The sequence below is a fragment of the Roseomonas acroporae genome (assembly GCF_023223525.1).
Taxonomy (GTDB): domain Bacteria; phylum Pseudomonadota; class Alphaproteobacteria; order Acetobacterales; family Acetobacteraceae; genus Roseomonas_E; species Roseomonas_E acroporae.
Genome location: NZ_JALPRX010000078.1, coordinates 22,580 through 35,645 on the forward strand (window position 1 = coordinate 22,580; position 13,066 = coordinate 35,645).

The following is a 13,066-nucleotide window of genomic DNA, read 5'->3' on the forward strand; positions in this document are numbered from 1 at the left end:
CCCATGACTGGCACGCCATGACCGGCGCATTGCTGGACCTGCTCCTCGCCGGCGCGGCGCTGGGCGCCGCCGCCTGGTCGGTGGCGGCGGCGGACGATCGCCGCGCGCTGCTGGCCTTCCTCGGCTACGGCCTGCTGCTGGCGCTGGCCTGGACGCGGCTCGGCGCGGTGGACGTGGCGCTGACCGAGGCGGCGATCGGCGCCCTCTCCGCCGTGCTGCTGCTCGGCGCCGTGGCCCGGCTGCCCGCCGGGCCGGCGCCGGGCGCGCCCCCGCCGCCCGGCCCGGTCCGGCGCGCCGTGGCCGGGATTCTCTGCGCCACGGTCTCGCTGGCGCTGATGGCGGCGATCCTGCTGCTGCCGTCGCCGGCGCCGAGCCTCGCCCGGCCGGCCGCCGAGGGGCTGCCGGCGCTCGGCCTCGGCAACCCGGTGACGGCGGTGCTGATCGGCTACCGCGCCCTGGACACGCTCCTGGAGAAGGTGGTGCTGCTGCTGGCGCTGGTCGGCGTCTGGTCGCTGGCGCCGGACGCCGCCTGGGGCGGCCGCCCCTGGGCCGGGCGACCCTGGGCCGGGCGACCCTGGCACGGCGCGGCGCCGGACGGGTCGCTCGTCCTGCTGGCGCGGCTGTTGCCGCCGATCGGCATCCTGCTCGGCATCCACCTGGTCTGGGTCGGCGCCGAGGCGCCGGGCGGCACCTTCCAGGGCGGCACGGTGCTGGCGGCGATGCTGCTGCTGGCGGCCATGGCGGGGCTGGTGGAGCTGCCGCGCACCGGGAGCCGCGGGCTGCGCTGGCTGCTGGCGGCGGGGCCGGCCGTGTTCTTCGCCGTCGGCCTGGCCGGCTACGCCCTGGCGGGCAGCTTCCTCGCCTACCCGGAGACGGTCGCCAAGCCGCTGATCCTGCTGATCGAATTCGCGCTGACGCCGTCGCTGGCCGTGCTGCTCGCGCTCCTGCTCGCCGGGCCGGCCGAGCCGCCGCGGGGCGCGCGGTGAACGCCGCCACGCTGTTCGGCCTGCTCGGCGCGGCGCTGGTGGGCATCGGCCTGCACGAGGTGATCACGCATCCGCGGCCGCTGCGCCGCATCCTCGGCTTCAACCTACTCGGCGGCGGCATCTTCCTGGTGTTCGGCGTGGTGGCGCGGCGCGGCGCCGGGGCCGGGTTCGGCGGCGACCCGGTGCCGCAGGCCATGGTGATCACGGGGCTCGTCGTCGCCTTCGCCGCCACGGCGCTCGCCGTCGCCCTGCTGCTGCGCCTCGCCGGCGCCGCCGACCGCCAGCCGGCCGATCCGGCCGCCGGAGCCCCGGCGCCGGGCGCCACCCCCGGCGCGCCCCACGCCGCCGGCCCCTCCCCTGGCCCCTCCCCTGGCCCACTCCCTGGCGCGCCTTCCGGCCCGTCATCCGGGGCGGTCCCCGCCGGCGACCCGGGCATGCGGCGCGGCCTGTCCCCCGGCGCGCGCCCCATCCCGCCTCCCATCCCGCCTCTCATCCCGCCCCGGGGCGAGCGCCCGGCTCCGGACACCGCCTGATGCCGGACCCGGCGACCCTCGCCGCCGGCACCGCCGGCGGCCCCCTGCTCGTGCTGGCACTGGCGGTGCCGTTCTGCGGCGTGCTGGCGATGCTGGTGCTGGGCGGCCGGCGGGCGGAGCGGCTGGCGCCGCTGCTGCTCGCCGCCTGCCTCGCGCTCTCCCTGGCGATCGCCGGCACCGTGCTCGGCACGCGCGCGGCGGTGGTGGAGGTGATCGGCGGCTGGGCGCCGCCGCTTGGGCTGCGGCTGCGCGCGGACGGGCTCTCGGCGGCGCTGCTCGTCACCACCGCGCTGGTCTGCTGCGCCGTCGCCGCCTTCGCCTGGCCCGACCTGCGCAGCCCGGCGGACGGTCCGGAGCGGCGCGCGCCGGCGGTGTTCTGGCTGCTGCTGGTCGGACTCTGGGGCTCGCTGAACGCGGCCTTCCTGGGGCAGGACCTGTTCAACCTCTACGTCGCGCTGGAACTGCTGACCTTCGCCGCCGTGCCGCTGGTCTGCCTGACCGGCAGCCGCGAGACGATCGAGGCGGCGCTGCGCTACCTCCTCTTCGCGCTGCTCGGCTCGGTGCTCTACCTGCTCGGCACGGCGCTGCTCTACGGCGCCTACGGCACGCTCGACATCGCGCTGCTGCGGATGCGGGTCGATCCGAGCGCCGCCAGCCTCTGCGCCGCCGCGCTGATGACGGTCGGGCTGCTGGCCAAGGCGGCGCTGTTCCCGCTGCACCTGTGGCTGCCGCCCGCCCATGCCGGCGCGCCGGCCGCGGCCAGCGCGCTGCTTTCCGCGCTGGTGGTCAAGGCGCCGATCTTCCTGATCGTGCGGCTGTGGTTCGACGCCATGCCGATGCTGCTCGGCCTGCCCGCCGCGCAACTGCTCGGCCTGCTCGGCGCGGCGGCGATCCTGTTCGGCAGCGTGCTGGCGCTGCGGCAGCGGCGGCTGAAGCTGCTCGTCGCCTACTCCACCGTGGCGCAGATCGGCTACCTGTTCCTCGTCTTCCCGCTGCTGGTCGGCAACGTGCAGGCGGGCAGCACCGATGCCTGGCTCGGCGCCGCGCTGCAGCTCCTCTCCCATGCCTTCGCCAAGGCGGCGATGTTCCTGGCCGCCGGGCTGATCGCGGAATCGCTCGGCCATGACGAGATGGCGCGCCTCGGACCCGCCGCGCGCGCCGTGCCGTTCACGGTGCTGGCCTTCGGGCTGAGCGGCCTGTCGCTGATGGGCCTGCCGCCCAGCGGCGGCTTCGCGGCGAAGTGGCTGCTGCTGCTGGCCGCGATCAACGGCGGGCAATGGTGGTGGGCGCTGGTGCTGCTCGCGGGCGGGCTGCTGACGGGCGGCTACGTCTTCCTCGTGCTCAGCCGCGCCATGGCGGGCGGCGCGGGCACGGCGCGGCGGCTCGGCCCCGGCCGGCAGGCGGTGGTGCTGGCGCTGGCGCTGGCCTCGGTGGCGATGGGCTTCGTGCCGCTCGGCTCCCTCGGCCTGCTGGAGATCGGGCGGCTGCCCGGGGGCGTGCCGTGAGGCCCAACGGAAGGCCCGGCGGGAAGCCCCGCCGATGAGCGGCGCGCTGCTGGTCCCGATGCTGCTCGTCCCGCTCGGGATGGCGCTGGCCTGCCTCGCCGCGCCGCGCGCGCGCCCGCTCGGCTGGCTGGTGCTGGCGCCGCTGCCGGCGCTGGCCGCCGCGCTGCTCGCCGCCGACGCGCCGCCGCTGCTGTTCGGCCCCGCCGCCGCGCGGATCCAGTTGGCGCTGGACCGGCCCGGCGCGCTGCTGCTCGGCGGCGCCGCGCTGCTGTGGAGCGCGGCCGGCGCCTATGCCGCCGCCTATCTGCGCGGCAAGCCGCACCACCGCGCCTTCGCCGCGTGGTGGCTGCTGACGCTGTTCGGCAATCTCGGCGTCTTCGTCGCGGGCGACCTCATAAGCTTCTACGTCGCCTTCTCCTTCGCCAGCCTCGCCGCCTACGGGCTGGTGATGCACGACCGCACGCCGCAGGCCTGGCGCGCCGGCAACATCTATCTCGCCCTGGCGGTGCTGGGCGAGGTGGCGCTGCTGGCCGGCTTCGTGCTGCTGGCCGCGATCACGCCGGGCAAGAGCCTCGCCATCGCCGACCTGATCGCGGCGCTGCCGGACTATCCCCGGCGCGGCCTCGTCATCGGCCTGCTCGTCGCCGGGTTCGGGCTGAAGGCCGGGCTGGTGCCGCTGCATGTCTGGCTGCCGGTGGCGCACCCGGCGGCGCCGATGCCGGCCTCCGCGGTGCTGAGCGGCGCGATCGTCAAGGCCGGCATCATCGGCCTGCTGCGCTTCCTGCCGCTGGACACGGCGGCGGCCGGCTGGGGCGACAGCTGGGGCACGGCGCTGCTGGCGCTCGGCCTGCTCACCGCCTTCTACGGCGTGGCGCTCGGCGTCACGCAGCGCAACCCGAAGACGGTGCTGGCCTACTCCACCGTCAGCCAGATGGGCGTGCTGACGGCGGTGATCGGCGCCGGCATGGCGGCGGAGGTGCCGGGCACGGCGCCGGAAACGGCCTACGTCGCGGCCTATTACGGGCTGCACCACCTGCTGGCGAAGGGCGCGCTGTTCCTTTCCGTCGGCATCGCCATGGCGATGGCCGGGCGGCGCGGCTGGCCGGGGCTCCTGTCCGTGGGGTTGCCGGTGGCCCTGGTGGCGCTCGGCATGGCCGGGCTGCCGATGACGGGCGGGGCGCTGGCCAAGCTGGCGGCCAAGCCGGTGCTGGGCGACGGCGTGGCGAAGCTGCTCGCCAGCCTCTCGGCCGCCGGCACCACGCTGCTGATGCTGCACTTCCTGGCGCTGCTCGCCGGGCTGGCGCGGGGCGGCGCGACAGGCAGGGGCGTGCCCGCCCAGGGGTCGCCGGCCCCAGGGATGCCGGGTACAGGGATGCCGGGCACAGGAATCCCGGCGGGCATGGTGCTGCCCTGGCTGCTCATGCTGCTCGCGGCGCTGCTGCTGCCCTGGCCGCTCTTTCCCGGCGATCCCACGCTGGCGCTGACCCCCGCTGCGCTGTGGGAGGCAGCGTGGCCGCCGCTGCTCGGCCTGCTGCTGTATTTCGGGCTGCGCCGGGTGCGGGACCGGCTGCCGGCCGTGCCGGAAGGCGACGTGGTGGTGTTCGGCGTGCGGGCCTGGGACCGGGCCGCCTGCCTCGCCGGGCCGCTGGCACGGGTGGAGGCGGTGCTGCGCGACTGGACGGCGGCGGGGATCGCGCTGCTGCTGGTGGCGCTGGCGCTGATCGGGACGATGCTGATCGGCGGGTGAGGATATTCGGGGCGCGGCCCCGGCAGGTCAGGCCCCGCCTGCCCCGGAACCCATCCCCTCCATCCGCCCCCCCGGGGAAAGCCGGGAGCGGCGCCTCGGGCCCGTTCGTCCGGCGCCTCGACGGTCGGACCATCGGGATGGAAGGCCGAGCGGGCGTCTCCCGGGAGACGCCCCCCGGAAGACGCCTCTGGAGGACGCGGGGACCGACGCCCCCGCGCCGTGCTCACATGCCGGTGCGGCCGCGCACGTAGCCCTCGCGCACGCCCTGCTGGAAGGCACGGTCCTGCGCGCGCTGCGACTGGTCGAACAGGTAGCCGCCCGCGGCACCCGCGCCGGCGCCGATCAGCGCGCCCCAGCCGGCATTGCCGCTGAAGGAGCCCGCGATGCCGCCGATCGCGGCACCGCCGGCGGCGCCGGTGCCGATGCGGCGCTGCGAGTCGCTCATGCCCTCGCAGGCGCCGAGCGACAGCACGGCGAGCATCGGCAGGGCGAAGCGGGCGGCGCGGAACGTCATGATGCTCTTCATCTCCTCGGCCCTCCTCAATGGCCGCGCCGCGAGCGCGGGTGCGCCGGCGCCGCTGCCGCCGGGCAGGGATAGGTGGCCTGGGCCCAGCGCAGCAGGCCGTCCACCGCGGGCTCGTTCGCATACTGCGGATTCTGCTTCGCCCAGGCGGCGAAGGCGATGCCCGACTGCGCCACGGTCGGCGGCGGGTCGGACACGCAGAAGAGCGGCGAGCGACGGCGGTTGTTCAGATACAGCGCGGTGTGCGTCTGGCCCACGGCGGTCAGGTAGCCCTGGCAGTAGGCGATCGCCTCGAGGCGCTCCACGCCCGTGGTCTCGGGCTGGCAGACCGCCGCCAGATCGGCCGTGGTGGAAACGGAGGTGGTGGAAGCCGGCTGCGCCGAAGCGGGCAACGCCGCGCCCAGCAGGGCGGCCAGCGCGGCCGCTCCAAGAGTGTGTCGCATGATGTCGCGTTCTCTCCGGTGACGACAATTCCGCGAGGCTACGACACATCGCGTCGGCAGGCGATGCCCCGCGCCTTTCCGGGCGCGGCATTCTGCGTCAGCATGGGCGACGCATCCGACCGCCGGCGCGAACCCGCCTGATCGCATCAGGCATTCCGGCGCCGCGACGCATCGCGCGGCGCCGGGCGCACGGCTCGCCGCGCCGCGCTTCCGGCCGTTCGCGCCGCCCGCCCCCGCATTCTCGCAGCCCGCGGATCGCGGGCAGGTCGCCCGCGGCTTCCTGCGGGCGACGCGTCGCCGGGCATGACCGCGGGCCGCGCCGGACCGGCTCGACGGCGGGCGGGCAGGCGCGGCGGCGTGGAGGAGTCGTTCCGCAGGCCGCGGGCTCTGGCGACGGGTTCTGACGGCGAGCTCTGGCGAACCGCAGTCCCAAACGGGCCGGGCTTCGCTGTAGTGTTCCGTCACCGGGGCCGCCGCGACGACCGGGCGGGATGACGCCGCCGAGGACGAATGCCGGCGCCCGGTGCCCGGAGCGGCAGGGAGGGGGATATGCGGATGCGAACAGCGGTCGGAATCGTCGGCGCGGGTCCAGCCGGGCTGATGCTGTCGCACCTGCTGCACCGGCGCGGCATCGAGAGCGTCGTCGTCGAGAGCCGCTCGCGCGAGTCGATCGAGGCGACGATCCGTGCCGGCGTGCTGGAGCAGGGCACGGTGGACCTGATGGTCGAGACCGGCATCGGCGAGCGGCTGCGGCGCGAGGGCTTCGTGCACCACGGCACCGAACTCCGCTTCGGCGGGCGCGGCCACCGCATCAATTTCTACGAGCTGACCGGGGGGCGGGTCGTCACCGTCTACGCCCAGCACGAGGTGCTCAAGGACCTGATCCAGGCCCGGTTGAACGACGGCGGCCGGATCCTGTTCGAGCACCGGGCGACGGCGATCGAGGACGCCACGGGCGAGCGCCCCGCGATCCGCCTCACCGGCCCGGACGGCAGGCCGGAGACGCTGGAGTGCGACTTCGTCGCCGGCTGCGACGGCTTCCACGGCATCGGCCGCGCCACCATTCCGGAAGCGGCGCGCCGGGAGTACCTGCGCGTCTATCCCTTCGGCTGGTTCGGCATCCTCGCCAAGGCCCCGCCTTCCTCGGACGAGCTGATCTACGCCCGCCACGAGCGCGGCTTCGCGCTGATCAGCACGCGCTCGCCGGAGGTGCAGCGCATGTACTTCCAGTGCGATCCGAGCGACAGCGTGGAGAACTGGTCGGACGACCGTATCTGGGAGGAGCTGCAGGCGCGCACCGAGGGCCAGGGATTCCGCCTGCGCGAGGGCGCGATCTTCCAGAAGGGCATCGTGCCGATGCGCAGCTTCGTCTGCGAGACGATGCGCCACGGCCGGCTGTTCCTCGCGGGCGATGCCGCGCACATCGTGCCGCCCACCGGCGCCAAGGGGCTGAACCTCGCGGTGAACGACGTGTTCCTGCTCGCGCGCGCCATCGGCAGCCACTACGCCACCGGCTCCCCGGAACTGCTCGACGGCTATCCCGCCGCGGCGCTGCGGCGGATCTGGCGCGCGCAGCACTTCTCCTGGTGGATGACCTCGATGCTGCACCGCTTCGCCGACGCCAGCGAATTCGACGATCGCCGCCAGCTCGCCGAGCTGGAGCTGATCACCACCTCGCTGCCGGCCGCCACCGTGCTGGCGCAGAACTACGTCGGCATGCCGCTCGGCTGAACGCCTGTCGGGTGGCCGCCGGCGCGATGCGGCGCAGCGTGCCGGGGTCCCGACGCTTCCCCCTCCCCTCGGGCGCGGCAAGGACCCGCCGGCCCGGCCCGCGGGCCTTTCGGGCAGGCTCCGGGCCGCCGACCGGGAGGCCGGGGCGGCGCGGCCCCGGCGGGGCGCGCCGGCGGCGTCATGGAAATCCCGGCGCCGCCGCGCCATGGAAATCCCGGCGCCGTCGGCGCCATGGAAATCCCGGCGCCGCCGCGCGGCGCGCGGGCGCCCGCGCGCCGCGCGGCGGCGCCGGGAGTTCCCTGGCGCGGCGGCGCCGCGAGGGCCAGGACGCCGCCGCCCCGCCCCGCGGCCCTTACGGGCAGGCCCCGGGCCGCCGACCGGGAGGCCGGGGCGGCGCGGCCCCGGGGGGGCGCGCCGGCGGCGTCATGGAAATCCCGGCGCCGCCGCGCGGCGCGCGGGCGCCCGCGCTACCGTCCCCGGCGCGGCGGGTCGCGCGACAGGCCGCGCGCCGCCAGCGCCGCCTCGTAATCCGCCCAGCGCGACGCCTGCTCCGCGCCCAGCGCGTAGAGCAGGTCCCAGCTGTAGATGCCGGTGTCGTGCAGGTCGTCGAAGACCAGCCTGACGGCGTAGTTGCCGACCGGCTCGATGCGCATGATCCCGACCTCGCGCCGCCCGTGCACCAGCACGCGCTGCCCGGGCGCGTGGCCCTGCACCTCGGCCGAGGGACTCTCCACCCGCAGGTACTCGGCCGGCAGCGCGAAGCGGGCGCCGTCGCGGAACGAGACGTCGAGCAGGCGGCCCGCCTCGCGCAGGCGTATCTCGACCGGTGCCGGGGCCGCCATGGCGACGGGCCGGCGCGCTAGCGCAGCTGCCGCGCCTCGCCGGGCAGCATGATCGGGATGCCGTCGCGGATCGGGTAGGCGAGCCCGGCCTGCTCGCTCACCAGCTCGCCGCGCGCGGCGTCGTAGCGCAGCGGCCCCTTGGTGACCGGGCATACCAGGATCTCCAGGAGCTTGGGATCGACCGCCCCGCCCGGTGCGGGATCGGACGGGGCTGGATCGGCGTGGGACTGGCTCGGCTCGGTCATGGTATCTCGGTCCTGGGCGGGGCGGCCATCCGGCGCCGCCCCGCGCACCCTGCTTACGGCAGATCGCCCGGGCCGCAAACCGTGCAGCGCCGCCGCCGCCCGCCATCCGCGCCGGTCCGTTCCGCTCCCGGCGCGGCGATTCCGCCGCGGCCGAGGATGTCCTAATGCGGGATGCATGTTCCGGACCGTTCGCGCCCGGTCGATCCTCCGGGCCCGCCCATGCGGTGCCGCGGGCGCGGTCCCGGCCCCGTCCGCCCGGCCACCGCCCTGGTGCGGCCTGATCCTGCTGGCCAGCCTGATGCCGACCATGGCCGCCTGCGCCGCGCCGCCGCCGAAGCCGGACCGCCAGCCCGTGGCCGCGCGCCAGGGCGAGCGTGCCAGGACCCAGCCCGCGCGCCGGCGGGCCCAGAGGCCGGCCGACCAGGCGGAGGCCCGGCGGGACCGGCTGTCGTCCCCCTCGGCCACGCTGCCGCTGCCCCCGGCCACGCCACCGCCGCCACCGATCCCCGCTCAGGCCCCGCCATCCGGGGCCGCGAAGCTGGCGGCCGCCGCCCCGGTCGCCGTGCCGCCCGCCACCGCCGAGCCGCCCGATTCCACCCCCGCCCCAGGCACCACCCCCGGCGCTGCCCCTGGCGCTGCAACGACGGCGCCGCCGTCGGCCGCCCCCCCGCCCGCCACACTGCCCGGGCGATTCGTCAGCCGGGTGCGGGTACGCCGCAACGACGCGGTGGGCTGCGCCGCCGCCGACACGCTGCGCCAGCAGAGCGGCACCATCCTGCACCAGCCGCAGGATGCGGGCTGGCGGGATTCCCTGCGCCGGATGGGCTGCCACGCGGTTCCCGCCGCGCTGCAATGGGAGCTGGTGCGGGTGCATGGCGACACGGCGCTGCTGCGCCTGAATGCCGCCGGGGCCGGGTCGCTGTCGCTCTACTTCCGCGTCGCCGATCTCGGCACCCCCGAGGTGGGCGCGACGACACCCTGAGGCCATCTGGGAGGCCACCGGGGAGGCCACCCGGGAGGCCGCCCGGCCGCAGGGCGCGGCACTGCCCCCGATGCGGCCCCCGGCCCCCACCCTTGGCATCCCGCCCGGCCCGGCGCATGCAGTCCCCGGACTTCCCGGATCCCGACCATGCCAGCTTTTCCCGCCACCGCCCGCCCCGCCATCGCGTCGCTCGAAGCCTCGGCCATCCGCGCGGTGGCCGAGTCCCTGCCCGACCTCACCGGCGTCATCCCGCTCTGGTTCGGCGAGGCCGACGTCGCCACGCCCCGCTTCATCACCGAGGCGGCACACCGCTCCCTGGACGCGGGCGAGACCTTCTACGCCGCCAATCTCGGCCTGCGCGAGCTGCGCGAGGCGATCGCGCGCTACAACGCCCGCGCCGGCCGCACCGTCCCGGTCGAGCGCATCTGCGTCACCAGCGCCGGCGTGAACGCGCTGATGCTGGCCTGCCAGGCGCTGCTCGATCCCGGCGACCGCGTGCTGCTGCCCACGCCGCACTGGCCCAACCTCTCCGAGATTCCCCGCCTGCTCGGCGCCGCGGTGGAGACGGTGCCGCTGCGCCTGTCCAACGGGCTGTGGCAGATCGGCCTCGACGAGCTGCTGGCGGCGATCCGGCCCGACACGCGGCTGGTGATCCTGAACTCGCCGGCCAATCCCACGGGCTGGACGCTGACGCGCGACGAGCAGCGCGCCGTGCTCGACCATTGCCGCCGGCTCGGCGTCTGGATCCTGGCCGACGAGGTGTACGAGCGGCTTTGCTTCGACGACGCGGGCGGGTCGGCGCCGGGGCGCGCCCCCTCCTTCCTCGACATCGCCTCGCCCGAGGACCGGCTGGTGGTGGTCAACAGCTTCTCCAAGAGCTGGGCGATGACCGGCTGGCGCCTGGGCTGGCTGGTGCTGCCGCCGACGCTGATGCCGGCCTTCAACAAGGTCACGGAATACAACACCTCCTGCGCCCCCACCTTCGTGCAGCGCGCGGGCGTGGCGGCGCTGGACGAGGGCGACGACTTCGTGACCGCCACCACCGGGACCCTGCGCGCGCGCCGCGACCTCGCCGCCGGGCTGCTGAACCGGGTGCCGGGCCTGCACGCGCCGGTGCCGCGTGGCGCCATGTACCTGTTCCTGGCGGTGGACGGGGAGCGGGACAGCCTCTCGCTCGCCAAGCGCATCCTGCGCGAGGCGAAGGTGGGGCTGGCGCCGGGCGTCGCCTTCGGGCCGGCCGGGGAGGGCTGCCTGCGGCTCTGCTTCGCCGTGGCGGAGGAGCGGCTGGCGGAGGCCTGCGGGCGGCTGGACCGCTTCTTCCGGGGTGGCTGACGCCCGAGGCGGCGTCCGCCGGCCCGTCCCGGGGCGCCGCCCGGCCGGCGCAAGGCCCGACCAGTGCGGACCGCGCCGCGCGTGGCGGGCCGGTTCGACTCGGCGCCGGAAATGCGGGAGAACGGGCGCGCCGAGGCGCCGCCGCGCGGTGGCGCCGCCCCCGCAACCCGAGGCCGGCGCGACGGCGCCGCCGCCTGTCCCGGAGCCCCGATGAGCGACCTTCCCTATCGCCCCAATGTCGGCGCGGTGCTGTTCAACGCCGGGGGCCTCGTCTTCGTCGCCCGCCGCGCCGACTTCCCGAACGCCGAGGGGCCGGCCGGGGGCTGGCAGCTTCCCCAGGGCGGCATGGACCCGGGCGAGGACCCGCGCCAGGCCGTGCTGCGCGAGCTGGCCGAGGAGATCGGCACCGACAAGGCCGAGATCATCGCCGAGCACGACGAGTGGCTGAGCTACGACCTGCCGCCGGAGCTGCTGGGCAAGGCGCTGGGCGGGAAGTATCGCGGCCAGCGGCAGCGCTGGTTCGCGCTGCGCTTCACGGGGCAGGACAGCGACATCCGCCTGGATGCCGACCCGCACCCGGAATTCGACGCCTGGCGCTGGGCGCGGCTGGAGGAGCTGCCGACGCTGGCGGTGGGCTTCAAGCTGGCGATCTACCGGGCGCTGGTGCCGGCCTTCGCCCGCTTCGCGGCGCGCTGATCCGGCCGGCCGATTCCATCGACCGGACTTTCCAGGGCCGTTCCGGTCTTTCGATCCGGCGCATTTCCGACGCGCCGGGCGCCGCCCGCGCCCGTTTCCCGCAAGGGGGATCCAAGGGGGCCTCGCCCCTTGGCGGATGGGTTCCAAGGGAAGGCGGCGCCTTCCCTGGCGGGGTCCGGGGCGGCGCCCCGTTTACAGCGAACCGCAGTCCGGTTGGGACGGCGGTTCGCTGTCGCTCGTTGTTCCCGGCGCGGATTCACGCCGCCGGGCGTGTCAGCCCGTCGGCGCCCCGTTCAGCGCTCCGGCAGGGTGGCGAAGGCGTCGGCCAGGGCCTGCCACATCGGCCGGCGCCGGCGCTCCTCGTCGAAGGGCAGGCCGCGATGCTGCGCCCCGTCCCGGCGGGCCACGTCGGGGTCGCGCAGCAGCCAGGATTCCCGGTCGGACAGGCCCCAGGTGAGGACGGTCCGCACCCCGCCCGCCAGCCCGGCGGCGACGAAGGACTGCACCCGCTCGGCCACCGCCGCGTCACGCTGCGCGATGTCGGGCGCGATCCGGGGCGCCTCGCGCACGTCGAGCTCGGTGATCAGCACGGCGAGGCCGAGGCTGCGCAGCTCCTCGACATGGGCCCGGAAGCCTTCGGGGCTGAAACGCTCGCTCATCTGAAGGTGCCCCTGGATGCCGACCGCATCCAGGGGCACGCCGCGTTCGAGCAGGCCGCGCACCAGCCGCATCAGGCGCCGCCGCTTCTCCAGCGACCAGGGCTCGTCGGATTCGGTGCCGTAGTCGTTCAGCACGAGGCGCAGCGTCGCGTCGCGCTCGCGGGCGAGGCGCAGGGCGAGGTCGATGTAGCCGGGCCCCAGCGCGCGCAGCCAGGGCGAGTCGCGCAGCTCGCCGGGACCGGCCTGCGGCGTGTCGGAGCCGGCGACGTCCGCGACCACCTCGTTCACCACGTCCCAGTCGCGCACCTGCCGGCGGGTGCGGTCGAGCACGGTGGCGATGTGCGCCTCCAGCACGGCGCGCGCGCGCTGCGGCCCCTCGGCCAGCGCGGTGAGCAGCCAGTCCGGCATGGCCTGGTGCCAGACCAGCGCGTGGCCGCGCACCTGCCTGCGATGCCGCAGGCCGAAGCGGAGGATCCTGTCGAGCGGCGCGAAGTCGAAGCGGCCCTCCTGCGGCTGCAGGGCGGACCACTTGCCCTCCCATTCCGGCACCAGCAGCGCCGCTTCCGCCGCGACCATGGCGGCGTAGGCCGGCTCGGTGTCCAGCCAGCCGCCCTGCACGGCGGTGCCGAAGGTGACGCCGCGCCGGAGGCCCAGCACGCCGAGGCCAGGCGTGCCGGCGCCCGCCGCGCCGTTCGCGGGAGGGGTGGGCGCGGGCGGGGTGGGCACCGGCGGCGTGAGCCCTGACGGGGCGGGCGCCGGCGGGGTATCCGGCGACGCGGGCGCGCCCGTGCCTGCCGGGGCGGCAGAACTCTCCTGAGCGTGGGCGGGGGCGCGCGCCACCC

13 protein-coding genes are annotated in these 13,066 nt (G+C 76.2%); 8 read left to right on the forward strand and 5 right to left on the reverse strand.

What is annotated here, in order from left to right:
* Window positions 1-17: 17 nt before the first annotated feature.
* Genes M0638_RS17850 through M0638_RS17865 form a run of 4 tightly spaced genes read left to right on the forward strand, consistent with a single transcriptional unit; the run spans window position 18 to window position 4,771 of the window.
* Window positions 18-986 (forward strand): MnhB domain-containing protein, encoded by a 969-nt coding sequence (locus M0638_RS17850; protein WP_248668358.1) that lies wholly within the window; start codon window positions 18-20, stop codon window positions 984-986.
* Complete coding sequence (locus tag M0638_RS17855; protein ID WP_248668359.1) at window positions 983-1,519, forward strand: NADH-quinone oxidoreductase subunit K; 537 nt, start codon at window positions 983-985, stop codon at window positions 1,517-1,519. Before M0638_RS17850 ends, M0638_RS17855 begins: the two co-directional genes overlap by 4 nt.
* Window positions 1,519-3,024 (forward strand): complex I subunit 5 family protein, encoded by a 1,506-nt coding sequence (locus tag M0638_RS17860; RefSeq protein WP_248668360.1) that lies wholly within the window; start codon window positions 1,519-1,521, stop codon window positions 3,022-3,024. Before M0638_RS17855 ends, M0638_RS17860 begins: the two co-directional genes overlap by 1 nt.
* A gap of 34 nt (window positions 3,025-3,058) precedes the next feature.
* Window positions 3,059-4,771, forward strand: coding sequence for a complex I subunit 5 family protein (locus tag M0638_RS17865; protein WP_248668361.1), 1,713 nt, complete (start codon window positions 3,059-3,061; stop codon window positions 4,769-4,771).
* Window positions 4,772-4,994: 223 nt separating this feature from the next.
* On the opposite strand, the gene M0638_RS17870 is transcribed toward M0638_RS17865, so the two are convergent.
* Window positions 4,995-5,297: a glycine zipper domain-containing protein gene (locus M0638_RS17870; RefSeq protein WP_248668362.1), complete on the reverse strand. Its 303-nt coding sequence runs from the start codon at window positions 5,295-5,297 to the stop codon at window positions 4,995-4,997.
* Window positions 5,298-5,311: 14 nt separating this feature from the next.
* On the reverse strand, window positions 5,312-5,737 hold the full coding sequence (locus tag M0638_RS17875) for a Rap1a/Tai family immunity protein (RefSeq protein ID WP_248668363.1): 426 nt from the start codon (window positions 5,735-5,737) through the stop codon (window positions 5,312-5,314).
* 555 nt (window positions 5,738-6,292) lie between these two features.
* On the opposite strand from M0638_RS17875, the gene M0638_RS17880 reads away from it, so the two are divergent.
* Window positions 6,293-7,468, forward strand: coding sequence for a 4-hydroxybenzoate 3-monooxygenase (locus M0638_RS17880; protein WP_345893045.1), 1,176 nt, complete (start codon window positions 6,293-6,295; stop codon window positions 7,466-7,468).
* Window positions 7,469-7,935: 467 nt separating this feature from the next.
* On the opposite strand, the gene M0638_RS17885 is transcribed toward M0638_RS17880, so the two are convergent.
* Window positions 7,936-8,310 carry a gamma-butyrobetaine hydroxylase-like domain-containing protein gene (locus M0638_RS17885; RefSeq protein WP_248668365.1) on the reverse strand — a complete coding sequence of 125 codons (375 nt, stop codon included), beginning with the start codon at window positions 8,308-8,310 and terminating at the stop codon, window positions 7,936-7,938.
* Window positions 8,311-8,327: 17 nt separating this feature from the next.
* Entirely contained in the window at window positions 8,328-8,555 is a 228-nt protein-coding gene (locus tag M0638_RS17890) for a Trm112 family protein (RefSeq protein WP_248668366.1), read from the reverse strand.
* Between the two features lie 703 nt (window positions 8,556-9,258).
* Between M0638_RS17890 and M0638_RS17900 the strand changes: the two genes are divergently transcribed.
* The 3 genes from M0638_RS17900 to M0638_RS17910 all read left to right on the forward strand — a co-directional run bounded on the left by M0638_RS17900 (window position 9,259) and on the right by M0638_RS17910 (window position 11,565).
* The gene (locus tag M0638_RS17900; RefSeq protein ID WP_248668426.1) at window positions 9,259-9,537 is read left to right on the forward strand and encodes a hypothetical protein; all 279 of its coding nucleotides are present in this window, start codon (window positions 9,259-9,261) and stop codon (window positions 9,535-9,537) included.
* Window positions 9,538-9,684: 147 nt separating this feature from the next.
* A complete protein-coding gene (locus M0638_RS17905; protein ID WP_248668367.1) occupies window positions 9,685-10,869 on the forward strand; it encodes a pyridoxal phosphate-dependent aminotransferase in 1,185 nt (394 codons plus the stop codon).
* 210 nt (window positions 10,870-11,079) lie between these two features.
* Window positions 11,080-11,565, forward strand: coding sequence for an RNA pyrophosphohydrolase (locus M0638_RS17910; protein WP_248668368.1), 486 nt, complete (start codon window positions 11,080-11,082; stop codon window positions 11,563-11,565).
* Window positions 11,566-11,858: 293 nt separating this feature from the next.
* On the opposite strand, the gene M0638_RS17915 is transcribed toward M0638_RS17910, so the two are convergent.
* Window positions 11,859-12,950, reverse strand: coding sequence for an endo-1,4-beta-xylanase (locus tag M0638_RS17915; protein WP_248668369.1), 1,092 nt, complete (start codon window positions 12,948-12,950; stop codon window positions 11,859-11,861).
* Window positions 12,951-13,066: the final 116 nt, after the last annotated feature.